Annotated in this window: 20 protein-coding genes and 1 pseudogene; 5 read left to right on the forward strand and 16 right to left on the reverse strand. The window is 37.6% G+C overall.

The annotated features are described in order from the left end of the window. Positions 1-59: 59 nt before the first annotated feature. Positions 60-272, reverse strand: a pseudogene (locus tag AC0NBN_RS08795) (DUF6428 family protein); the annotation flags it as partial. 70 nt (positions 273-342) lie between these two features. Next, positions 343-675 (reverse strand): ArsR/SmtB family transcription factor, encoded by a 333-nt coding sequence (locus AC0NBN_RS08800; RefSeq protein ID WP_103913871.1) that lies wholly within the window; start codon positions 673-675, stop codon positions 343-345. Between the two features lie 219 nt (positions 676-894). Between AC0NBN_RS08800 and AC0NBN_RS08805 the strand changes: the two genes are divergently transcribed. Further along, positions 895-1,332 carry a DUF1896 domain-containing protein gene (locus tag AC0NBN_RS08805; RefSeq protein WP_103913870.1) on the forward strand — a complete coding sequence of 146 codons (438 nt, stop codon included), beginning with the start codon at positions 895-897 and terminating at the stop codon, positions 1,330-1,332. Further along, on the forward strand, positions 1,319-6,700 hold the full coding sequence (locus AC0NBN_RS08810; RefSeq protein ID WP_160812374.1) for an N-6 DNA methylase: 5,382 nt from the start codon (positions 1,319-1,321) through the stop codon (positions 6,698-6,700). Before AC0NBN_RS08805 ends, AC0NBN_RS08810 begins: the two co-directional genes overlap by 14 nt. A gap of 14 nt (positions 6,701-6,714) precedes the next feature. Here AC0NBN_RS08810 and AC0NBN_RS08815 read toward each other — a convergent pair whose 3' ends face one another. The 13 genes from AC0NBN_RS08815 to mobA form a co-directional block, all read right to left on the reverse strand. Then, positions 6,715-7,536: an RteC domain-containing protein gene (locus tag AC0NBN_RS08815; protein WP_074229988.1), complete on the reverse strand. Its 822-nt coding sequence runs from the start codon at positions 7,534-7,536 to the stop codon at positions 6,715-6,717. A gap of 69 nt (positions 7,537-7,605) precedes the next feature. Further along, on the reverse strand, positions 7,606-8,835 hold the full coding sequence (locus tag AC0NBN_RS08820) for an MFS transporter (RefSeq protein WP_074229987.1): 1,230 nt from the start codon (positions 8,833-8,835) through the stop codon (positions 7,606-7,608). A gap of 65 nt (positions 8,836-8,900) precedes the next feature. Then, on the reverse strand, positions 8,901-9,782 hold the full coding sequence (locus tag AC0NBN_RS08825) for a bestrophin family protein (protein WP_074229986.1): 882 nt from the start codon (positions 9,780-9,782) through the stop codon (positions 8,901-8,903). Between the two features lie 29 nt (positions 9,783-9,811). Next, positions 9,812-10,135, reverse strand: coding sequence for a DUF6122 family protein (locus tag AC0NBN_RS08830; protein WP_074229985.1), 324 nt, complete (start codon positions 10,133-10,135; stop codon positions 9,812-9,814). A gap of 30 nt (positions 10,136-10,165) precedes the next feature. Then, positions 10,166-11,353: an efflux RND transporter periplasmic adaptor subunit gene (locus AC0NBN_RS08835; protein ID WP_074229984.1), complete on the reverse strand. Its 1,188-nt coding sequence runs from the start codon at positions 11,351-11,353 to the stop codon at positions 10,166-10,168. Between the two features lie 20 nt (positions 11,354-11,373). Continuing rightward, positions 11,374-15,768 (reverse strand): CusA/CzcA family heavy metal efflux RND transporter, encoded by a 4,395-nt coding sequence (locus AC0NBN_RS08840; RefSeq protein ID WP_078674559.1) that lies wholly within the window; start codon positions 15,766-15,768, stop codon positions 11,374-11,376. Between the two features lie 21 nt (positions 15,769-15,789). Next, positions 15,790-16,398 carry a hypothetical protein gene (locus AC0NBN_RS08845; protein WP_074229982.1) on the reverse strand — a complete coding sequence of 203 codons (609 nt, stop codon included), beginning with the start codon at positions 16,396-16,398 and terminating at the stop codon, positions 15,790-15,792. An 11-nt stretch (positions 16,399-16,409) separates the two neighbouring features. Beyond that, positions 16,410-17,093, reverse strand: coding sequence for a HupE/UreJ family protein (locus AC0NBN_RS08850; protein WP_074229981.1), 684 nt, complete (start codon positions 17,091-17,093; stop codon positions 16,410-16,412). A gap of 119 nt (positions 17,094-17,212) precedes the next feature. Beyond that, complete coding sequence (locus tag AC0NBN_RS08855) at positions 17,213-17,470, reverse strand: hypothetical protein (RefSeq protein ID WP_074229980.1); 258 nt, start codon at positions 17,468-17,470, stop codon at positions 17,213-17,215. Between the two features lie 85 nt (positions 17,471-17,555). Then, positions 17,556-17,951 (reverse strand): hypothetical protein, encoded by a 396-nt coding sequence (locus tag AC0NBN_RS08860; RefSeq protein WP_074229979.1) that lies wholly within the window; start codon positions 17,949-17,951, stop codon positions 17,556-17,558. Positions 17,952-18,094: 143 nt separating this feature from the next. Then, a complete protein-coding gene (gene mobC, locus AC0NBN_RS08865; RefSeq protein WP_074229978.1) occupies positions 18,095-20,095 on the reverse strand; it encodes a conjugal transfer protein MobC in 2,001 nt (666 codons plus the stop codon). 100 nt (positions 20,096-20,195) lie between these two features. Beyond that, positions 20,196-21,485, reverse strand: coding sequence for a conjugal transfer protein MobB (mobB, locus tag AC0NBN_RS08870; protein ID WP_050378357.1), 1,290 nt, complete (start codon positions 21,483-21,485; stop codon positions 20,196-20,198). 2 nt (positions 21,486-21,487) lie between these two features. Then, complete coding sequence (gene mobA, locus AC0NBN_RS08875; RefSeq protein ID WP_050378358.1) at positions 21,488-21,925, reverse strand: conjugal transfer protein MobA; 438 nt, start codon at positions 21,923-21,925, stop codon at positions 21,488-21,490. A 681-nt stretch (positions 21,926-22,606) separates the two neighbouring features. Here mobA and AC0NBN_RS08880 point away from each other — a divergent pair. From AC0NBN_RS08880 to AC0NBN_RS08890, 3 genes are read left to right on the forward strand one after another with little or no spacing between them, the layout of a single operon-like run. Next, positions 22,607-23,374 (forward strand): ParA family protein, encoded by a 768-nt coding sequence (locus tag AC0NBN_RS08880; protein WP_074229975.1) that lies wholly within the window; start codon positions 22,607-22,609, stop codon positions 23,372-23,374. A 4-nt stretch (positions 23,375-23,378) separates the two neighbouring features. Beyond that, positions 23,379-23,816, forward strand: a complete 438-nt coding sequence (locus tag AC0NBN_RS08885) for a DUF3408 domain-containing protein (protein ID WP_078674560.1) — start codon at positions 23,379-23,381, stop codon at positions 23,814-23,816. Positions 23,817-23,827: 11 nt separating this feature from the next. After that, the gene (locus AC0NBN_RS08890; protein ID WP_074229973.1) at positions 23,828-24,463 is read left to right on the forward strand and encodes a conjugal transfer protein TraD; all 636 of its coding nucleotides are present in this window, start codon (positions 23,828-23,830) and stop codon (positions 24,461-24,463) included. A gap of 13 nt (positions 24,464-24,476) precedes the next feature. Here the strand turns inward: AC0NBN_RS08890 and AC0NBN_RS08895 are convergent, their stop codons facing one another. Beyond that, a complete protein-coding gene (locus AC0NBN_RS08895; protein ID WP_074229972.1) occupies positions 24,477-25,130 on the reverse strand; it encodes a DUF5710 domain-containing protein in 654 nt (217 codons plus the stop codon). Between the last annotated feature and the right edge of the window lie 2 nt (positions 25,131-25,132).

Raw genomic sequence — 25,132 nt, forward strand, 5'->3', positions numbered from 1 at the left:
TAAATCTCTTCAATACCCAATTTTTCTTCTGACAGTTTGATTAGATTTAATAGTTTTCATGGTTTCAATCTATGTTCGTAATCGTCAGCATTCCATAATTGGAAATTGACAACTTTTTCATTTCTAATCGTTCCACCACAATCAATGAAGTGTTTTGTAACAACACCTATTTCTGTAACGTGGAAGTGTTCCGGTACAAATGTTCCGTTCTCTAATTGAAATTCAACATTCTCTAATGCTGGTAAGATTTCTTTGATTTTTGATAGTTTCATATTAACTGAATTTTAAGTAGTACAATAAATGTTATATTGCAATATAACGATGTTAAATATTAAAAAAATGCTATGAGCAGCACTTGGTTACTTTTACCTCCTGATTGAAAAACGCATTAAATTCCTCTTGAATTTCATTCCATACTTTTTCATCAATACAATAGCAAACAGATTTTCCCTCAATGGTTCCCTGAACGATACCGATGTTTTTTAATTCCTTTAGATGTTGTGAAATGGTTGCCTGTGCCAACCCTAATTCCTCAACCAAATCGTTACAGATGCAGACATCTTGATTGATGATATATTGAAGTATAGCAATCCTTGCAGGATGTGCCAAAACTTTAAATCGAGAAGCCAGCTTATTCTGTTGGTCTGTAAATATTTCTGATTTGGTAAGTCCCATTAGTTTACATTTTTACATCGCAATATTACGATAATAAATTTAAACACAAAAGTAGTTTATGAAAAAATATTCAAATCTTAATTCTTTTCAAGTTTCTATTTCAATTTACTAAGTGGTAAAACCCTACCTCTCAAAGCCAAACCCTGCCACTTCTGCAAAGGGGCTTATCTACTGCTATAATTTTAGGCTTCAAGCAAAATTCTAAACAAAAATTATAGTATGGATACACAGCAAAAAGACTTATCGTATTTCAGGTTACGACTGCAAGAATTATTAAACACCAGCTTCCCCGAAAAGGCAAACGACCAAAAATTTATTGAGCAACGTTCTTCGTGGGCTGCCAATGCCTACGAGGGTGCTTTTAGTTCGGGAAACGCCATTGAGCAATGCAACGAAATAGCCAATTACATTCTTTTTGAGGGCTTGCACTTCTCCAAATTCGATACGGTTTTTCAAGTCGTATGCAATGAGTTCGATACCCTAATGGCAGACGAGGAACTGCGACCGTTCGCCCTTAAAATGTTTCCCATTTGTGAGCCTGTTTTCTCCGGCTATGAACTAACCGATGACTTCGCATACGGTTATGAGTTTGACCTGCTCTATACCGAAATAACCGGAACCATCGCAATATGGATAGAGGAAAATGGGCTTCAGTAAAAAGCAACATCTCCAACAGAACATTGATGCCCTGCGAATTGCTTTTAAACTGGAAAAGGAGAAACGGCAAGCCACTGTAGGCGAAAGACTGTCAATGATGCGTTATAGCGGATTTGGCGGTCTTAAATTCGTGTTGAACCCCATAGCAAACGAAATAGACATCAACAATTGGAGAAAGACAGAACACGACCTTTTCCCGATTACGCAGGAACTCCACCAACTGCTCAAAGAAAATTCAGAAGACGAAAAGCAATACCACAGGTATGTGGACAGTATGAAGAGCTCTGTACTGACGGCTTTTTATACACCGCCACAGGTCATAGATACTATTTCCACAACCTTGCGTGATAGCGGTCTGAACATTGATAAATTTCTCGACCCCTCCGCAGGTATCGGCTCATTCGTACAATCCTTTTCGGAAAATCAAAAAGCCAGTGTTACCGCCTATGAAAAGGATTTGCTCACAGGCAAGATTTTAAAGCAGCTTTATCCCGAAAGCAATATCCGTGTAAGTGGCTTTGAGGAAATTCCCGAAAAGGAACAAAACAGCTATGATGTAATCGCCAGCAACATACCGTTTGGAGATACTTCCGTTTTCGACCTTTCCTATTCCCGCAACAAAGACAGCGCAAAAGTACAGGCAGCTCGAAGCATACATAATTACTTCTTTCTGAAAGGTGCTGATATGCTTCGTGAAGGCGGTTTGTTGGTTTACATTACTTCTCAAGGGATTTTAAATAGCCCGAAGAATGAGCCTATTCGCAGGGCATTAATGGAGGATAACAATTTGGTTTCGGTGGTCAGATTGCCCAACAATTTGTTTACCGAATATGCAGGTACTGAAGTTGGCAGTGATTTGATTATCCTTCAAAAAAATACAGCAAAGGAGAAACTTACTGAAATTGAAGAACTTTTTTGTCAAAGCAAACCAACGGAATTTAATACAATTGGTAACGCTTACTTTCAAGACAACTCGAGAATTGTTTATACCAACCAAAAACTTGATACCGACCCTTACGGAAAACCAGCACTCATTTATACACATAAGGACGGATTTGATGGAATTGCCAAAGACCTCAAACAAATGCTTTCCGAAGATTTTGGCAAGCACCTGAATTTAGGCTTGTACAGAGGCGAACGCAACAATGAACCTATTATCCAAATTCCAATTGAGCCAAAAATAACTTCTCCAAATATCGAAACCGTCATCACTCAGGGAAGCGCTCAAGAATTAAAACAGTTAAGCATTTTCGACTTATTTGAAAATGTGAATGAACCTGTAACGGTAATTGTTCCTCCTAAAACGACTACACCAACCAAAAGGCAAAACGCTAAAAAAAGCAGCCGTACCAACGGTCGCCAAGCCAACCTATTCAGTAGTGTGCAACAATCTTATATACCTTCTGTTGCTAATAGTTCTGAGAATGTAATTACATCAAACTATAGCAAAAAACAGGAAGTTATTGGTGACCTGTTTTCAAGTTTAGACGGAAATGACCAAGTTACTCAACCAGCAGTTCCCGAAAATATTCCTGAACCTGTAATATTTAGCGGCGAACTTCAATCATTCCACCGAAACGATTGCCTTGTTGTGGATAATGGTTGGGTCGGTCATTTGCAAGATGTAGACAATTCAAATGGTAAAGCAGTTTTCCATCCTTTGCGATTGCCCACTTTACAGAACGCAAGAGCCGAAGCATACATTGCCGTCCGTGATGTTTACCAAGAACTTTACAATAAAGAGGCAAAATTTCATACCGAACAAAAAGGAGAAAGAGAAAACCTTAACCAATTATACGATGTTTTTATCAAAAAGTATGGCAATCTCAATAGTGCGGATAATATCAAACTTATAAAAACGGATAGTTCCGGTAAGGAAATTCCTTATTTGGAGCGTGTTGTTGGCGGTGTGGTGCACAAAGCGGATATATTCAGCCGTCCAGTAAGTTTTTCTACCATAACCATAGCAACGGATAATCCCGAAGAAGCTTTAGCGGCTTCATTGAATAAATATGGTAGCGTGGATTTGAATTATATGTCTGAAATCAGCGGTATGGCTGACGATGCTTTGAAAGAAGCCTTACACGGTCGCATTTTCTACAATCCATTACAAAAGGAATATGAAATATCCGAACGATGGATTGCTGGCAACGTAGTGGAGAAAGCCCAAGAAGTCAAATCGTATCTCGAACGCAATCCCGATGATACCGAAGCTAAAGCAAGCCTTACCGTTTTGGAAGAAGCCCGACCAAGAAGAATTGAGTTTGAAGAACTCGATTTTAACCTCGGTGAACGTTGGATGCCAACAGGAATTTATGCTCGTTTTGCTTCGCACTTGTTCGATACAGATGTAGTTATCCATTATTCCGAAAGCTCTGATGATTATTCTGTAAAATGTAATCGAGGGAATTTGCATATATGGGAGAAATATGCCGTCAAATCAGAAAGCAGAACGTTTGATGGAATTGCATTGCTAAAACACGCTCTCGTTAACACCACGCCCGACATTACTAAAAAAATTACAGTAGAGGGACAAGAGGTTAAAGTACGGGATATGGAAGCCATCCAAATGGCGAATACCAAAATTGATGAAATCCGTACTGCTTTTTCGGAATGGCTTCACGCCCAAAATGATGAGTTTAAAAACAGGCTGACCGACCAATACAATGATACTTTCAATTGTTTCGTTCGACCAAATTATGACGGAAGCCATCAGGACTTTCCGGGATTAGACCGTAAGGCTTTAGGCATTGAAGACTTATATTCGAGCCAAAAAGACACTGTTTGGATGATAAAACTGAACAACGGTGCTATTTGCGACCACGAAGTTGGTGCAGGAAAAACATTGGTAATGTGTACCGCAGCACAGGAAATTAAACGTTTGGGATTAGCCCATAAACCAATGATTATCGGGCTGAAAAGTAATGTTCACGAAATTGCTGAAGCCTACCGCACTGCTTATCCTCACGCTAAAATTCTGTTTCCGGGCAAAGAAGATTTTACACCTCAAAAACGTCTGAGGATTTTTGGCGATATTAAAAACAACGATTGGGATTGCGTCATCCTCACGCACGACCAATTCGGGATGATACCGCAATCGTCCGAAATGCAAAAAGAAATTCTACAAATTGAGTTAGATAGCGTAGAACGAAACCTCGATGCGTTGCAATCGCAGGGCAAAGAAGTTACCAGAGGAATGCTTGCCGGAGTAATCAAACGAAAAGAAAACCTTGAAGTAAAACTAAAAACTCTGCAACACGATATTGATAATCGCAAAGATGATGTGGTTGATTTTAAGATGATGGGCATTGACCATTTGTTTGTGGACGAAAGCCATCAATTCAAAAATCTGATGTTTAATACAAGGCATTCAAGGGTTGCAGGATTGGGAAATGTGGACGGAAGCCAAAAGGCAATGAACCTGCTCTTTGCTATCCGCACCATTCAGGAGCGCATCAATGCGGATATGGGAGCCACTTTTCTTTCGGGAACAACTATCAGCAATTCTTTGACGGAGTTGTACCTTTTGTTTAAATACCTGCGACCAAGAGCAATGGAAAAACAGGGCATTCATTCTTTTGATGCTTGGGCAGCTATTTACGCAAGAAAAACGACCGATTATGAATTTTCAGTTGCCAATAATATTGTTGCAAAAGAACGTTTTCGATATTTTATAAAAGTGCCGGAATTGGCGCAATTCTATTCTGAAATTACAGATTACAGAACGGCAAAAGATATAGGAATTGACCGACCGGATAAGAATGAGATTTTATATACTATTCCGCCTACTCCAGACCAGTCTGCATTTATTCAAAAATTAATGGATTTTGCAAAAACAGGAAATGCCGAGTTGCTGGGAAGACCACCGTTGTCGCAAAGTGAAGAAAAAGCAAAAATGCTCATTGCTACAGACTACGCCCGCAAAATGTCGTTGGATATGCGAATGGTAAGTGGGAAATACGAAGACCATCCCGATAGCAAGGCTTCGCATTGTGCAGCAACTATTGCTAAATATTACAACCAATACAATGCACAGAAAGGAACGCAGTTCGTTTTTTCTGATTTGGGAACTTATAAACCTGGCGAATGGAATGTGTATTCTGAAATCAAACGCAAACTTGTGGAAGACCACGGTGTATCTGCTCACGAAATCCGTTTTATACAAGAAGCCAAAAATGATAAGCAACGTAAGGAACTTATTAAAGGAATGAACGAAGGCAAAATTCGTGTACTTTTCGGTTCTACAAGTATGCTTGGAACAGGCGTGAATGCGCAGAAAAGAGCCGTTGCTGTTCATCATCTTGATACGCCGTGGCGACCAAGCGACCTTGCTCAACGTGATGGCAGAGCTGTTCGCAAAGGCAATGAAATCGCCAAGTTCTTTGCCAACAACAAAGTGGATGTAATTATCTATGCAGTAGAAAAATCATTGGATAGTTATAAGTTCAATCTGCTTTACAACAAACAACTTTTTATTGACCAATTAAAAAACAATAACCTGGGCAAACGAACGATTGACGAAGGAAGTATGGATGAAAAATCGGGAATGAATTTTTCGGAATATGTGGCGATACTTTCAGGAAATACAGACCTGTTGGATAAAGCCAAATTAGAAAAACAAATTGCAGGTTTGGAAAGCGAAAAACAAGCTTTCAACCGTTCTAAATCTAGTGCCAAATACAAATTGCAAGATTATACAGTGTTATTGGAAAGCGCACAATCTCGTTTCAACAGAATGAACCTCGATTGGGGAAATTTAAAACAACGCATTCAAAAACATTCGGATGGAACTATTGCAAATCCTGTACAGTTAGACGGTTTACCACTTAATGCAGATATAAAACAAATCGGCATCAAGCTCAATCAACTTGCAGATAAATCCCGAACTGGCGGTCAGTACGAAGAGATTGGAAATTTGTACGGATTTACGTTGTTGGTAAAAACCGAAATGTCTGAAAAAGAAGGTTTGGATATTCGGGTAAACCGATTTTTGGTTCAGGGCGAAGGAAACATTAAATATACCTACAACAACGGTTTAATTGCTAAAGATGAAAAGCTGGCTGCAATGAATTTCCTAAACGCATTGGAAAAATTACCAAGCTACATCGACCAAGAGAAAAAGAAAATCGTAGAAATACAAAAAGATTTACCTGTGCTTCAGGAAGTGATAAATGGGACTTGGGCAAAAGAAGACAGATTGAGTGAACTGAAAACTGAATTGGCTTCGGTTGAACGGAAGATACAATTATCAATAAACCCCGAAAATAAAGGCGAAGAGAAAGAAAAAATTGAAAAACAAACGCTAAAAACAGCCAATCCCGAAAGTGCTTTAAAGAATAAAAGCATTCATCTTTCAAGAGGTGTTTAAAAATATCAAACCGTTTACATTTCGTCTTGTTCGTCCATTTTTTTCAGAAGACTTTCTTTAAGGTTATCAAGGAATTTTGTACGGTTGATTTTGCGGCTTTTCAGTTCGATGTAAGTGTGGTAAAAATCGCCTAAATCTATATTAAAAGTTTGTCCAAATGTTTTGGCTATCACTTTTAGATCTATGTTTCCACCTTCAAAAACAGCTTGGGAATGCAAAGCATAAATTAGTTCTATCAACGCCGTTTTACTGGCAGTCCAATTTAGTGTGGGCAAATCGGTTGATTTTTCTTCGTTTGTTGCTTTATGAAGTTGGTTTTCGATGTAAATTTGAAGCTGGTCATTGGCAATAATTTTTGCAACTTTATAATCGTGAGAAGTCGAAAAGGTATGGTCTGCCTGAAAATAAAAAGTATCTAAACTTAGCTTAATATCATATTTGCCACGTACAAAAATTTTTTCATCAATGTAGGTATTGTTGGTTCGATAGTATTTATAAAATTCAAGATTACTTTCAAAAAATCTTTTCAATTTCCTTAATTCTATATTTAAGTATTTTTTAATGAGTTTTGCACCGTAGGGTCTTTTGGTTTCGATTTTATAGATGGCGTTGTAAAAAATAAGCTTGGCAACAATTACAGGTTTCTGATATTTGAAAAAGCGGATTTCTTCCTCTTTATCTTGGAATTCATTTTTCAGGACATACTCCTTTAATTCGGACAAAGAATTTACAATAAGGTTGATGATTGCTTCAACTTTTTGAAAACAGCTTTCCGCTTCAATTTCTGTGATTTCAGTTTCTAGTTTATGCAACGTTTCATTGAAGAATTTAGTCATATATTTATCTTTTGGGATTAATATCTGGGCTAATTAATAAATGTCCTAATTATTTTCATTAAGCCATTTTTATTGTTTTACCTGTGGTTTTCTAATCAGCAGAATAGCTGCAATCGCTAAAATAATTGTGGCAATACCGCCATACAAAAACTCCCGACCGGGAAACTGTGTACCTAAAAATCCTGCAATGGGATAGGCTATTGCCCACCATAAATGGGAAAATGCGAAATGAGCACCATATACTTTGCCGTGGTCTTTGGCTTCAATATTTTCGCCGATTAGGGTTTCGGACGGCATATCTGCTAATGTTTGACCGATACCTGCCAAAACCCATAAAAACATTACTCCGTTGTATGGTAAAAAATTAGCAAAACTAATGGCTATACCTAGTAACATTGCACCGCTTATTAGGGATACACTTCTACTTTTCGATTTGTCTAAACTTCCCAATAAGAATGCGGTAATAGCTGCACCCACGCCAAAAATTGACATTATCCAACCGTAATGTTGGTCATCCAATTTCAAGGAATTTTTAACCAAACCTATTGTATTTACTAAGATGATAGCTCCTGCAATAGCTGATATAAACTCGATGCTTAAAGCGAAACGAACAATTTTGTTACCGAATAGTAATCGAATGCCTTTTAATACTTCATTCCACGTATTTTTAGATGCTGTATTCTCATTATTTACACCTTTTTGCAATGTTCCTTTGGGAATAGTAAGTATTATAAGTATAGCAACGAAAAGAGTTGCACCATTTATGAAAAATATTTGTGTAGCACCCATCCATACTGCGAAAATCCCTGCCAGTGCGGGTCCGAAAACACTCAATAACTGAAATGTTGCCATTGATAAACCATTGGCTTCTCTGTAAATTTCTTTTTCAACTATCTGTGGAATAATTGCCCTATAAGTTGGTGTAAAAAATGCTGCAAATACATTCAAGGCAAATATCAACCCATATAATTGCCATTCGGCATTAACGAATGGTAACGCACATACGATTGTCATTCTTGCCACCTGTGTAACGAGCAGTATCTGCTTTCGTTGAAATCTTTCTGATACAACACCTGCAAAAGGCGAAAAGAGAATATAGGCTGTTACCCTTAAAGTAAGGGCTGATGCTAATATTGCCGCTGCGTTTTTAGGGCTCATTTGGTAGGTAAGCAAAGCCAAACCGAGCCAAGTAAAAGCATCACCCAAAAGGCTTGCGATTTGGGCGAAATATAGCTTTGCAAAAGTAGCATTCCTCAGAGATTTGAAGGGTTCTATAATTGGTTTAATTATTTTATTCATTGTCTATTTAATTTTGATTTCTGTACGACAGATACACAGGTTTGATAATAAAAACTTAAGTACCACTACATTTCAAAATAAAGCTCATTGTCTTTCTTTTGGGGTATTTCGTCTTCACCAATCATTTGCTTGATATTGATTTCTATGGTTAAAGCCAGCGATGTCATCGGAGTATCAACAGGTGTATTCTCAAATGGGTCTTGCATCATTATGGCGGTTTTTTCTATGGCAATAAACATTATAGGAATAAGTATTGACAGTATAATTTGTATAGTAAACTGCGAATGCTCTAATCCGAATGGCACCAAGATGGTAAAAACGTAGATTAATGTATGTAATAGCAGGCTGTACGCTCTTGGGAATACCGTGTTTTTTATGCGTTCACATTTCCCCATACTATCACATAGCTTAGTAATTGTTTCGTTTAGTTGCAGTTGCTGAAACTCCGAAATTTTTCTTTGTTCTGCTAAAAAACCCATTTGTTTAGAATGCTCATCAAGAATAGCGTTTGGAATATTGACAGCACTAATTTTATGAAAATTAATATACGCTTCGACTTTTGAAGAAAATCCTACTTTCCTCAAGGTTTCGCCCAGAGCATACACCCATACAATTTGCCGTTGAGCAAAGATTTTAATTTCTTCTTTTTCTTTAGTCGATAGAAATTGGTTCAATTGCCTTGTAAGTATTCGAGAGTCATTAACGATAGCTCCCCAAACAATCCTCGCCTCCCACCATCTTTCATAAGACTGTGAGGTTCTAAAGGCAAGTAAAATAGAAACAATAGTTCCTAAAAGAGCCAATATGCTAAATGGTATTGCAATATCTGCCAGTACAGGGGTTAAATGCAGAAAACCAATGGTTAGAGCAAAGGTAACTACAAAGAATATTTGCCATTTTACTTGCTTAACAAAGTATGAAATAGATATTTTTTTGTTTAAAAGCATTTCTTAAAATTTTTGTTATTAATCGTTCACTACCACAAACAGTCCTGAAAATCGGCTACCATATGCAGCAATAAACCAAGGGCAATAATTCTTATTATTTTGTTTCCAAATAGGAACAACAAAACATACAGCACTATAGCGTAATATGAATGCAGAAAGTGAAATCCTACACTGCATCTGTTTGGATCAAATATTGGTTCGGCAAACAGATGGTCAATGTCAACAAGCATCGTTGATAATAAAATTATCCAAACCGTTTTCCATTCCTTTTTAAAAAATACAAAAGCAACTAACCCTGGAAAGAAAAAATGCAGCGTATAGTGGATAATGTTTTGTAATATAAATAGGGACATATTTTAACTTCTATTTGGGGCAAATCTTAACTATTCCTCTTCTTCGGCATTTTTAATCGCTGATAAAATAGTGTACGCATTTTTGGTAACTATTTTTATTTGTTGAGGATTTGCTGTTGATGGTAATTCTATGCCCGTGTAACCTTCTTGTTCTATGCCTTTGGCAACTTGTATTAATTGAAAAGTATAACCGTTTTTGCCTTCATTGGTCTGCGCAATAATATAATCCACTCCTTCTAACTGTACAAGTGCATCATTCGGCACTGCATTTTTTTCATCTGTTCCGGTTTCTACCCACGCTTTTACATACATTCCCGGCAGTAGTTTTACATCTTTAGTAAAATGGCAATGTACGGGTATCATCTTTTTATCGTCTGCAGCCTGCCCAACCAAAAATACTTTTCCGGTGTGCTTGTAATCATTTTCATTGGATAGTGAAAACCTAACGGTTTGCCCTACCTGAATTTTGCCTAAATCTTTCTCAAAGGCATTTAAAGCAAGATGTAGGTCATTGGTACCTGTAATTTCAAATAGGATATCGGTAGGCGATGCGTATTTTCCGATATTGGTATTGCTGTTTTTTATGTAACCTGATATGGGTGCATAAATGCCCGCTGTTCTCGAAATTTTATTGCTCCTTTTAAGAGAAGCAGTACTGATGCCAATCAAAGCCATTTGCTGCTCTAATCCTGAGATGCGGGCTTTCATTACTTTGAAGTCGGAACTTACCTGCTGGTAGGTTTTTGCTGCATTTATATCCTCATTTCTTAAATCCTGTTGTCTTTTGTATTCCTGCGATAGGTATTCTAACCTGCCAATGCTTTCTAAATACTCCTGTTGTATGGAAATAAATTCAGGGTTTTCGAGTGTGGCTAATTGTTGCCCTTTTTTTACAAATTGCCCGGGTAATAAACCTGCTGATTTGATGTAACCGCCTAAAGGTGCAGATACGGTGGCTACACTGTTGGGTTCGGCTTCAATTGCACCCGTTAGTTTGATGATATTGCTTAGGTTTCGCAGTTCTATAGTACCCGTTTGTATATCCGATAATTTGTACTGGTCTGGCGTAAATGTTATTTGTTTTACTTGGGATGCAGTATCGGTTTTGTTCTCTGTAACTGCCTGTTCTGTAGCTGTTTCTTTTTGGTCTTTACAGGATAACACCGTAATTACTACGATTAGTAAAAAGGGAATGTATTTTTTGAACGAACTATTCATTTTTCTAATTTTTTTAATGATTATTTATTGCCGGAAAGTGTTTCAATGGCGATAATTGCCTTATTGAAATTGTACAGGCTTTCTACGTAAGCGGTACGAATGTTATTTGCCAGCGTTAAATTTTGCAAATGCTGGGCATAGGAAACCTCACCGCTTTTAAAACTTTTTTCGGAATTGCTGATGATTAAATTGGCTTGTGGCAGAGCTTGTTGCTGATAATAATTCAGCTCATTCTGAAGTTTGGCATATTGCTGTTCCAATTCTTTTAACTGACCATTGAGGTTGGTTTTATTCAGCTCCACCTGTGTTGCTGCAATTTCCCGGTTAATTTTTGCTGCATTAATTTTTGATTTATAACCTCCCGGAAACAATGGAATGCCAATACCAATTTGAAAAAAGCTAAACCTGTCTTTTCCGGTATAAGTCCTGTCAATACCATTGATGGTCTGCATTCCTTTATAAGTCTGAGCGCTATAACCCAAAATAATTTCGGGCAACATTTTACTCTTTTCAACCTGTATTTCCTGCTGGCTTACGTTTACTTCTTGTTGCAGGTATCCAATAATGGGATTGTTATTTGCAGAAAAGTTTTCGATAGTTAATAGTAATTCTTTAGCCGTAAGGTTGGTTTCTGCAATGCTGATATCATCTGTGGTATTCAGTAAAGTTTGCAATTGTTGTTTGGCAATTTTCACATCGGCATTGTTTTTTTCAAGTTCATTTTGAATTTGTTTTAACTGAACGGAAGAGGTCATTTTTTCAAGATTGGTACTTTCTCCCGTTCTGTATCTTGCATCACTTGCTTTGCTCAGATTGCTGTAAATACTGTCTAACGCTGCAATGAGTTTTCCTTTTTCCAGAACATACTGGTATTGCAAATACGCCAGCTTCACATTTTCTATCAATTCATTTTCCGAAACGGCTTTGTATTTTTCTGTGCTGATTATCTTTTCTTGTGCCAGTTTTGACTGGTTGCTGTACAGTGTAGGAAAGTCAAAGCGTTGGGTCACGTTAATGAGATTATCATTAATGGTTGGGTTGCTTACAACGCCCTGTGTGTAAGAAAGCTCAGTTTTTGGAATGGTTACGCTTCCTTTTTTCAAAGCTTTTTGAACATTGATGTTGTATTCGGCAATCCTTATGCTGTTGTTGTTTTTTACGGCTTCATCAATAGATTGCTGTAAGGTCAATACTCTTGTGTTTGTTCCAGAAGATACCTGCGCTTTCAGTGTAGATGAAAAGCATAAAAAACCTAAGAGCAATATTGCCGTTGGTAATGTTTTATTCTTTTTCATTTTGAATGTTGATTTTGTAAAATAGATATAGAGCACCGGAAGCACCAGTAAGGTAAGCGCTGTTGCAGTTATCAGCCCGCCAATAACCACGGTTGCTAAAGGACGTTGTACTTCTGCACCTGATGAGGAAGAAATAGCCATCGGAAGAAAACCTAATGATGCCACCATTGCCGTCATTAATACGGGTCTTAACCTCACTTTTGTGCCAATGCGCACTCGCTCATAAATATCGGTAACGCCTTCTTTTGCCAATCGGTTAAATTCTGCAATGAGTACAATACCGTTCAATACCGCTACGCCAAATAGCGCAATAAATCCTACACCAGCAGAAATACTAAAAGGCATATCTCTTATCAGCAATGCAAATACACCACCTATAGCTGAAAGCGGAATAGCTGTAAAAATCAGCAAACCTTGCTTCACAGAACGGAATGTAAAATAGAGCAATAGCAAAATAAGCAATAGCGCTACCGGTAAGGCTACGGCAAGTCTTGCATTGGCTTCTTCCAGATTTTTGAACTGTCCGCCGTAAGTAATATGATAACCTGCCGGCATTTTTACTTTGGCTGCAACGATGTCCTGTATATCATTCACAATGCTTTTTACATCGCGGTTACGAACATTGAAACCAAGCGTAATACGTCTTTTGGCATTATCTCTCTGTATTTGTACAGGACCCGGTTTATAGGAAATATTGGCGACTTCGCTTAAAGGTATCTGCTGTCCTGTTGGTGTACTTACAAATAGGTTTTGTACATCTGTAATGTCGGCTCTTGATGCGCTGTCTAATCTTACCACTACATCAAATCTTCTTTCTCCTTCGTACAGCAAGCCTGCAGTTTTTCCCGCAAATCCTGTTTCAATGGCACTGTTTACATCTTCTACGTTCATACCGTATTGTGCTATTTTATCTCTGTCGAATTGGATGCTTATTTGTGGCAATCCTGTGATTTCTTCAACATACAAATCTTCTACACCTTCAACGGATTTTATTTTCTTTCCTACATCAGAAGCCAAATCTGAAAGTACATCCAGGTCTTCTCCATAAATTTTCAAGACAACATCTTGCTTAGCTCCGGTTAGCAACTCATTAAAACGCATTTGTATAGGCTGTTGAAAGCTGAAAGTAGCATTGGGAATAACAGCAAGTGATTGTTGCATTTTATCAATCAATTCTTCTCTATCTGCTGCGCTTGTCCATTCTTTTTTAGGTTTTAAAACAACGACCATATCACCGGCTTCAATCGGCATTGGGTCTGTAGGGATTTCTCCCGAACCTATCTTATTCACTACCTGCTTTACTTCGGGATAATTTTTCAGTAAAATATCTTGCGCTTTTTGGGATACATCTATCATCTGGTTAATGGAACTGCCCACGGGAACTCTTGTTTCTACTGCAAAGTCACCCTCATCTAATTGGGGTATAAATTCTCCGCCCATTCTGTTGAATGCAAAAAGGGTTATAACAAACATTGCCACGGCAATAGATATTACCAACAGCTTTCGTTTCATTGCTCCTTCAATGATGGGGCTGTACACTCTTTGAATGGCTCTCATCATTTTATCCGAAAAGTTGTCTTTGTGCGTGGTCTTTTTGCTGAGGACTAATGCAGACATCATCGGAACATAAGTGAATGACAATAGGAATGCGCCCATAATAGCAAATGAAACGGTTTGCGCCATTGGTGTAAACATCTTGCCTTCTACACCTACCAATGCCAGTAACGGTAGGTAAACAATAAGAATGATGATTTCTCCAAATGCTGCTGCCGAACGAATTTTGGTTGAAGACTGAAACACTTCTTCATCCATTTGTTCTTGTGTAAGTTTTTCTACTCCGCCGTACCGGTTTTTGCTGGTTGTTATTCGGTGTAGTACTGCTTCTACAATGATTACCGTTCCGTCGACAATAATTCCAAAATCGATGGCACCAAGGCTCATTAGGTTTCCGGATACGCCAAAAAGGTTCATCATCGCTATGGCAAACAGCATTGCCAATGGAATAACCGAGGCTACCACAAGACCGCCACGCAGATTACCAAGGAAAAGTATCAAAACAAAAATTACAATTAAAGCACCTTCTACCAAGTTGGTTGATACTGTTGATATGGCGCCATCTACTAATTTTTTCCTGTCAAGAAACGGCTCTATCTCTACACCTTCGGGCAAACTTTTTTGAATTTCTTCAATCTTTGCTTTTACATTGGTAATTACTTCAGAAGAGTTGGCACCTTTTAGCATCATCACAATTCCGGTAACGGTTTCTCCCTGCGCATTTCTTGTTGCTGCCCCATATCTTGCCCCATTTCCGAAACGGACATCTGCCACATCCCTTAACAAAACAGGAATGCCCCCTTCGTTTTTAACTACGATTTTTTTAATTTCCTCAATATTCTTTACCAAACCTTCGCTTCGAATAAAGAAAGCATTTGGGCCTTTATCGATATAAGCACCACCAGTGTTTTGATTATTCTTTTCTAAAGCGGTGAAAATATCGGATATATTGATGTTTTGGCTGGCGAGCCTGTCTGGCTCTATGGCTATTTCATACTGTTTTACAAATCCGCCAAACCCGCTTACTTCTGCTACTCCCGGTGTTCCTAAAAGTTGTCTTTTAATAATCCAATCCTGAATAGTTCTTAATTCGGTAGCATCGTATTTGTCTTCATATCCTTTTTTAGGATGGATGACGTATTGGTAAATTTCGCCTAAACCTGTGGTAAGCGGTGCCATTTCAGGAACACCGACACCTTCGGGTATGTTTTTAGCAGCCAAGGTCAACCGCTCCTGAACTTGTTGTCTTCCCCAATAAATGTCTACTTTTTCTTCAAAGACAATTGTAACTATGGAAAGACCAAAGCGAGAAAAAGAACGCATATCTTTTATGCCGGGAATACTTACCATTGTTTGCTCTACCGGAAAGGTTACGAGCTGTTCTACTTCCTGCGCTGCCAATGTGGGCGATACTGTGATTACCATTACCTGATTGTCTGTAATATCGGGCGTTGCATCAATAGGAAGTTTGGTAACGGAATAGGAACCCCAGCAAATTAATGCCAGGGTAAATAATCCTATTACCAACTTATTTTTTATTGAAAAATGAATGATGTTGTTTAACATATCATAATCTTGTTTGAATGGTTATTGTTTAAGGAGATACTGTCCTTTCATTTTGATTTTGACAGTAATGTCCTCATTTGAATTGTTTTTGAAATACCATCCTTGCGGACCTTCAAACGGAGCAAGAAATGAACCTGCCATATTGTTTGAATAAGCAATGGTGTAGCTTTCAAAGTAGTTGCTGTTGTTTTTTACCTCTCCGTGAAAATCAAAGTACAGTTCACCTTTATCGGTAATCCACTCATATTTTAATTGTCCGTATTTCAACATATTTACTTTGTACTCCAATCCTTTACCGGCAGGAATAACTACGCTTACATCATCTGTACGTTCTGCCAATTGTGTAGCAGGCGCAGGGTTGTTTGCGGCATCAGGCTTTGCCACATCCGCCGGCGAACCTACATTTTCCATTTTCAATATCTTGTGCGGTTCTGAACTTAGATTTTCTGTACTTCCTTCTGGTACATATAACTTGCTGAAACCGGTTGCCTTTCCTATTCCTAAGGGGTCTATACCATATTCAGCTGGTAATACTGCACTTACGAGAAGGGTGGTTCCAATAATTAAAGCAATGATTACCTGCTTTATGATAGATTTTTTATCTAAAACTTTATGTGCTATTTCTGACATTTTGATAATTGTTAAGAGTTAAAATAACCGACTAACTGGTAGCCGAATAATAAAAAGCCCGCTGCCATAAGCAACATATTGGTAACTGTAGAGAATTTGAAAAAGCTCGGTGATTTTCTCCAAAGGGTGATAACAAATAATACAAGAGCTAAGGCGATGAATTGACCTATCTCTACACCGATATTGAAACCAAGCAGGTTGGTCAATAATCCTGTTCGGTCAAAACTCAATTCCTGTAATTTACTGGCTAAACCGAAACCGTGAAAAAGTCCAAAGATTAAGACAGCCGCTTTTGTATTAGGCTGGCGACCAAGGAATTTTTGAAAGCCACCTAAATTATCAAAACCTTTGTAAACGATTGAAAGTGCTATAATAGCATCGATGAGGTAAGCGTTGATAGCCATATCTGCCAGTACACCTAATAAAAGGGTAATACTATGACCAATGGTAAAAAAACTCACATACAAAAGCACTTCTTTTGGACGATAAAGAAAAAAGATAACGCCCACAAGAAATAATAAGTGGTCGTAACCTGTAAGCATATGTTTTGCCCCTATATACAGGAACGGTACAAAAGCAACGCCTGAATTTCCACTTAAAAAAGTTTGGGTATCCTCATCTACTCCGTGAGCATACGCCGACCCTGAAACCAATAGCAATAAGGCTATTGATAAAACAATTTTTACATACTGCATTTGAAATTAATTTTTTAGTTAGGCAATAAAAGCCTGGCAGTACTGCGTACAAGGGTACGCAATACCAAACAGTCGCAGGCTTTGCTACAATGATTATAAGACTTTGCTTAAAAAATTAATTAATGCTTATGTCCGTGTGCTTTATCAATACTGTCCTGCTTTAAAGGAGCTACAGTTGAACTATCTGCTTTTGCAGCAGGTGCAGTATGATTACCGGAAGGATCGTGGGAATGCCCGTGTGCTTTATCAATGCTATCTTGATTTGCTGTTTCCACAGGTGTCACTTGATCAGTATTATCTGAAGATTTTTTCTCGTTGGTATTGCAGGCAACTAAGGTAAGGGCAGCAAAAGCCGCTATAATGAATGATTTTTTCATTGTTTAAAAAATTTGATAGTAAGAAATAAATAATTTGCCCGAAAAAATGGGCATACGTCAAATTTTAACTTTCGAGGATTGAAAGTTAAGCAACAATGAATGAAGGGGGACCCCGAAGGGAATAGGCTCCGTGGAGCGGTGGTAGATAAATAATATGCCTATCTGGTGGAAAAGTATTTTTCTGATAGTCAACTATATATTCAACGGGCGCAGTAAAATGAATAGGCAGAGCCTTAATAGATTTTACGTCGTCCTTGGAAATGACAATTTTAGTTTCGCTTGAATTTGTAAAGGATATGTTTTCACCAGCGTGTATAAAACCCGAAAATGCAATCTCTAAGGGTGTTTCGCCATTGTTTTTGCCGTTATGATGTTCGTCATTAACAATTTCAAGGTGGTGATGGTGCGATACAATGCCGTGCCCCAAAATCATTATTTGGGCAACAATTAAGAATAATATGGCAGTGTATCTACGCAACATTTTGACAAAGATATACAAATAAGTTTTGTTGGTAACAAAAGAAAGCAAAAAAAAGAATTTAAGAACCATAATAAATTTAATAATAACTCCCTAACCAACCATTTTTAAATTTGTCTGCTTACTGAAGTAGTTGTAAGAACATTTTATGCCTGCTGTAATAAATGTTGTAAATCTGGGTCGTTCTTAATTCTTTCCAATTCATTTTCTACAATATTCAAAATGTCCATCTTTATTTGTCGGTAATTCCCTTCAATCTGTTTTTTCATTTCATCTTCGCCCTGCTGGTTTACGAAAGATAATATTTGTGGTATCTTTTGGTACGCTTTGGTTTCTGATGCTACACTTTCATTGTCCACCACAATTTCAGCGTGAAAGATTTTCTGTTCAATTCGCTCATCGAAGTTATCCGAAACTGCACCAACAAACATCCCTTGTGTTAAAGTTGAAATTTTTGAAGCTGGGATTAAACTGTCCAATTGCGTAGAAATGGAAGTTGATTTGTCGCTTCGGTTGATGGTTAAACTTTGTCTTTTCTGCAACACCTTTCCGAAACGTTCCGAAAGGCTTTTTGCAGTTTCTCCCACCACTTGTCCGCTGAAAATATTACCAACCGTATTCTGAATAACCTTGCTTTCCTTGTCGCCATAATCTCTCGTCAATTGTGAAAAATCTTGAAAACCTAAACAAACAGCCACTTTATTACTTCTTGCAGTTGCAATCAAATTATCCAATCCTCTAAAGTAAATAGTTGGCAATTCGTCTATGATAACCGAACTTTTTAATTGCCCTTTTTTGTTGATTAGCTTTACAATCCTTGAATTGTATAATCCCAACGCTGCGGAATAAATATTCTGTCGGTCGGGATTATTACCTACACATAAAATTTTAGGTTCTTCAGGATTATTAATATCCAAAGAAAAATCATCGCCAGTCATAACCCAATACAACTGCGGAGAAATCATTCTTGATAAAGGGATTTTTGCCGATGCAATTTGTCCTTGCAATTGGTCTTGTGCGCCACCTTGCCACGCATCCATAAAAGGAGATAAATAGTTTTCCAAATCGGGATATGAAGTTAAAATCGTGAAAACATCTGAATATTTTTTGTTCAGCAATTCAATAGCGTGCGGAAATGTGCAATATTTTCCGTCATCGTAAATTTTCAAATACCAAATAATGGCAGCTAACAAAATTATCGGACTTTCTACAAAAAAATCGCCTTGTTTCTGTATCCAACTTCGGTTGAGGTTTAGCATTATGGTATAAGCAGCTTCGTAGGCATCAGAAATATCCGTCATAAAATCAGGATTGAGCGGATTGCAACGGTGGCTTTTTCGTGGGTCGTCAAAATTTATCACATAAAATTTTGGCTGAACTTTGTATTTATCCCGATGTTTTAATAAATGATTGTATGCAATGGTAGAAAGGTCATCAAATTTAAAATCGTAGATGTACATTGAAAACCCTTTTTCAATTTGTTGCTTTATATAATTATTTACAATCGCATAAGATTTTCCAGAACCGGGTGTTCCCAAAACAATAGTCGCCCGGAAAGGATTGACAATATTTATCCAGCCATTATTCCATTTGCCCTTATAATAAAACTTTGTAGGAAGATTGACAGAATACTCGTTTTCCATCAATTTAGTTTCCTGCTGAAAACTCTCATTCTCATTGTTGAAAACATCTTCCATTAAATTGGTACGGAGTAAACGGCTCATCCAAACTCCTGCTACCATCAAAGCAATATAACCTAAAGCAGTGGTAAAAATATACAGAAATGTGGCAGTTAATAAAGGTAGTTTCAACAAAGGAAAATTCAGAAAAAACAAAATAATTCCAATCGACAAAGCTACATATATTTTAGACCAAGTTATCTTCTCATTTTTAACGCCTTTTGTTCCCAAACAGCTTAATGCCAACAGTACCAAAGCAAAAATTTTGGTGTATAAATTGTGCGAAAACAAACCGGCTGTTCGGTCAAAATTGCCTAAGATTTTGTTGATTATTTCCAGCGTCCAGCCACGTTCCAAAAAGAAACCGTAGCAGAACCAATAAAGGTGCATCAGTACCAAAAGGATACTTACTGCCCGCATAAATGCCATTATTTTGGCAAGACCTCTTAAATCGTCTTCTCCCTGCATTATTTTAGTTTTAATGTTCGGGCGTGAATTTAAAAGTTGTAAATATTGGTTTTTAAAATGTGGTAGTCAATGTCTGCGAATGGCATTGTTTGGCGGATTGCTATTGCTGTCCTCTATGGCGTTTCCTTTTCTTCTTCATTTTATTTGCAAAATCTTGTTCTTCATAATCTTCTCCTTGTATTTCAGGCAATAAGCCGCCCAATGCTTCGACCAAACCATCTTCGTGTTTTTCAGTATTTAAAAAATCGAAGAAATGATGAGGTTTTTCCACAGGTAAATTTTCCGCATCGTTTGACTTAGAAGCTTTTATTTGTGATTGAACTGGTTCTTTAATTTCCGGTTTGATGTTGTTATTCCAATAATCGTTAAAAGTATTAGCAGAAAGTTCTTTTCCCAATCGTGAACCATTCCAAATTGTCTTAGAATTATGGTCTATAAAAGTTATTCCGTAAATTCGTCCTACATCATTTCTGCGCACCACTACATTAATTCCTTGTTCGGTTAATTGTTTCTTAAAACTCAATTCATCAGTTGTTGATTGTAAAGCAATGTTTATAGCAGATTTTAAAGTTTTTTGAACAGGATTATTTTTTAATGCAATTTTACTTTGCTCAAAATGCAATTCCAAAGCTGGAAGTCCAGCACTTTTCCCAAACAAAGATGCCTTGAACGGATGACCTGCTTTTTCTCCTTTTTCATTTAAGGGAATGTACAATAAACCCTTCTGCAACTGCCCTTGCAATTCTCCTTCTACCTTTTCGGTGGTAATGTTAAACAAAGAAAGCAAGGCGTTGTATTCTCCCAAAGTTTGGTATTGATAATAGTTTGGCAAATGGCGAATAACTGAAGCTATCTGACTTTTTACATCGCCTGCTTTGTAATTTATGGGACTAAAAATCTTGTCATTCAGCTTATGTTCTTTATCTGTAGCAGCTATCAATCCGTGTTTCCTTTCGAGTTCCCGGCACACATTCATAGACCGCATTTTCTCGAATTTATCAGAAATCTTTTTACCTTCTTCATCCACGCAAACCGAAACAATATGGATATGGCTGCGGTCAATATCGGTATGTTTGAAAATCACAAAAGGCTGTTCGCCATAGCCCATTTCACGCATATATTCTTCCGCCATTTCTCGAAACTTGTCATCACTTACCTCATCTCTCGGGTCAGGATTGAGCGAAATATGCAAGGTGTGTTTCTCGGTATTGCGGTTCGCTATGAGATAAGGTGCAAAAGATTGAGCCAATTGCGAAACGGAATAATGACCATTAGCGGTTTCAATCATCTTATTGGTGAACAAAATCTGTCCGTTCTCATTCTCCACTTTCAGTTGATTGTACGCCAATGCTCCATATAGATTTCCGCTTCTGCCAATTTTTGCTATCATTTCTAAGGCTGTTTTTTCAGATACTTTGTTTCAAATTCTTCGCTAATCTGAATGATTTTTTGACACAACATTGCCATTTCAGCCGTTTGTTTTTCTAATTTGTATAGAAACGCTGCGGCTTTTTTCTCGGAAAAATTCTTATACAAAAGCTTCACTATTTGGTTGTAATTGACACCCACAGAACGAAATTGACTATGAAACGAAGTCAATCTCATATAAAAATCAACCGTGCCTTTATCTATTTTAACTGATTTCATCTCGTTACCAAACAACAGAGAAATGATAAACTTTGCTTTATTGGGCATTCCCGATGTTTCAAAAAGCGATAAAAGTTTGGCATTTTCTTCATCAGTAAGACGAAAAACGTGGCGGTGGATGCTTGGGTCGATTTTTGCCTTCCGTCCGCCTTTATTTTGTTTTCTTTTATTATTCTCATTCATCACTAATCCATTTTAAATTCATACAAAACCTCGACTTCGGAGTGGTTTTTTCAGCTCCCGGCAGGGCAAGTTGTTTTGAGGCACGAACTCGGTTTCGAGTGCCTCAAAACACAACTTGCCGTGTTCTGATGAACACAAAAATCCGCCCTTCGGGACGGATTAAATTTAACAGGGAAAAACGGCTCGATGCCGTTCTGTTTAGTGTCCATTTTTGAGAGATACTTTGCATAAATCTGTTAATAAAAATCATTTTACAAAGTAAAGATCTGCTTATGAGAGTATTGCAAGACATTACCAAGACAAACATTGCCTTTGAGTGCCAAACACCGCCAAAGCCATAAAATTGATTGAAAATGATGATTTCTTTGCTTTTGAATGTTGGCAGGAACTCCATCAGGGATGATAGATTGATAGCATTCCGGAATGCAGATAATCCAGCAATCTTGACGGCAGGATTGCAAGGATGAAAGAATGATAGCGTGACGGCTTGTAATCAAGATTGCTTTCGTGAATGCAGGATTATAGGAACGCTAGAATGATGGCTATCCTGACTGATAGCAAACAATAATGAGTGCTGTCTTGCAGACCAGTAGGAAATCACGAATTCAATAAAGAAAGACTGCCGGTTATCCTGCAAGCAAGCCTGAAAACAAGAATACGAAAACTTTAAATTTTTAAAATATGGACACAAAAAAGAAACCTCTGTTTATTGCATTTTCTTCTCAAAAAGGTGGCGTTGGCAAAAGTACATTTACAACGCTCGTTGCAAGTACGATGCACTATAGATTGGGCTACAATGTAGCTGTATTTGATGCGGATTTTCCACAACACAGTCTGATGAAAATGAAGACAAGAGATTTGGCAATGGTTATGGAAAATGAAACTTTAAAAAAGCTGGCGTACAAACAATTTACCACCATCAACAAAAAAGCCTATCCGATTATGCAGCACAAAGCGGATAGTGTATTGGAAGCGGCTCAAGAATTTGTAAATACTTCTACCACTCCTGTGGATGTGGTATTTTTTGACTTGCCAGGAACTGTGAACACGCCAGGAATTCTGAATGCATTGGCGGGAATGCATCACATTTTTACGCCCATCGCAGCAGACCGTGTAGTAATGGAGAGTACACTCATTTTTACACAACTTTTGCAGGATGTGATTATGAAAAAAGGAGAAACCTCCATAGAAACCATTCATCTTTTTTGGAACCAAGTGGACGGAAGAGAAAGTACGCCATTGTATGCTGTTTACAATCAATTGATTGAGCAATTAGGATTGAGTTTGATGCAAAGCCAAATCAAGAACAGTACACGTTTCCGCAAAGAAAGTGAAGCGGATAGCAAAACAGTTTTCCGTTCCACAGTAATGCCGCCGGATGAACGATTGATGAAAGCTTGTCAATTGAATTTATTCATCGAGGAGTTTTTAAAAATCATTCAATTATAGCCTTATGGAGAAAGATAATAAAAGAAAAGCTACGCCCGATATTAACGAGGAAATGATGATGAACTTGATGGTGGATGGCGTAAAAAAAGACGGAATACAGCTTCCTCCTGAACCCATTGAAAAAATGGAAAATGAGGCTGTAAAACAAGAAGAATTTTCAAGAAATAAACCTGCCCAAAAGGAAAAGAACCGAACAAAGAAAATTCTTGATGGAAGTTATGGCGACCATTTTTTGAAAACGCATTCGATGACAAAGCGTGGAGATAAAAGCATCTACATCCGGCAGGAATATCACGAACGATTATCCCGCATTATACAGGTTATAGGAAAAGATGAAATACCGCTGTATGCTTACCTTGATAATATTTTGGAGCATCATTTTGAAGTATTTGAGAAAGCCATTATAGACGATTTTAATGAGAAATATAAACCCATTTTTTAAAACATTTAATTATGGAAATAGTAATTGTAATATGCTTGCTGATTGTAATTTTCTTGCTTGTACAAGATAAAATCATCATCAATAAAAAGTCGAAACAAAAACCGACACAAGAAAAAATCAATCCAAATCTTCCTGATATTATGGGTCTGCCTAAGCCAGTAAGAAGCCTTTCGATGCCAAACACTGCCAATGAACGCCAAATTGAGGAAGACGAAATAAATCCTGATAATTTAGACATAGAATACGACGAAAATGAAAACGTAGGTATTCAAATTCCGCAGGAAGAGCTGGACGAAGTTTTCAGAAATATACCTGATTTGGATGAAGAGGAAGAGGAATGGAACAGGTACGGAATATCCGATGGCGATGACGGTTTTGCCCAAGGGGTTACCTTTGAAGAACTAAGCTCCGTGGGGATGTTGCTCCAAAAAGAAGAATTGGAACCAGCCCAAAAGGAAACAGCGGTAGATATAGTTCAAAGATTACAGGGAACCGAATTATTTAGTTTGCTGGAAAGTTCAATAGATGGTGCTTCCAGAAGAATTGCCGAGCTTTTGGACAGTACTCTCACTTCTGAGACGGATGCCGGTTCTTCCACTTTGCGGAAAAGTGATGTGAGTGATTTTGATATTGGGGAATTTGTGTGAGCAAACTCCCTTTTTATTTTTGCTGCTCTAAAAATTCTTCGTAGGATACTGATTTGGCATATTTAGGAATGACATCAGCATTGCTTAACCAAGAATAATCAGCATCTATTTCTACATCAAATTTTGACGGAACAGTAATGAAAGTTAATTGTTCATATTCTTCTATTTCTAAAGGAAAGAAAGCGCCGCCCGGTTCTGAATGTAGAAAAAAATCGCCTTGCAAGGCTCCACAATGTTCACAATGATTAGCCCAATAACTACTTTCCGCTGTTTTAGAATATGCAATTTTATAATTTGGAAATAATCTTTTGATTTTACCTGCAATTTCATTTTCGATGAATACTGGCATACTAAAAAAAGACAATCCATCGGCTCGAAACCATTTTTCATCCTCATTTTCGTCGGTATTCAAATAATAAAAATTATTTGAAGCTAAGGAAATGACAGCAGTTTTGTTTGCACATTTATAGCAATCACTACTATTTAAAGCAATTGATACGGGCGATTTTATAATAACCGATACTTTTGATTTGTCTATCCAGTGCTGGAAATCATTAATATCCTTATGGTCAGGAACAAACCAAGTTTTTTGTTCTACATCCCAAAAAGCGCCTTTTGATTTGGCACTGTCTTTATCGCTGTAGGGTACATTTATTTTTAATGGCATCG

The sequence above is a fragment of the Chryseobacterium sp. L12 genome (assembly GCF_056133985.1).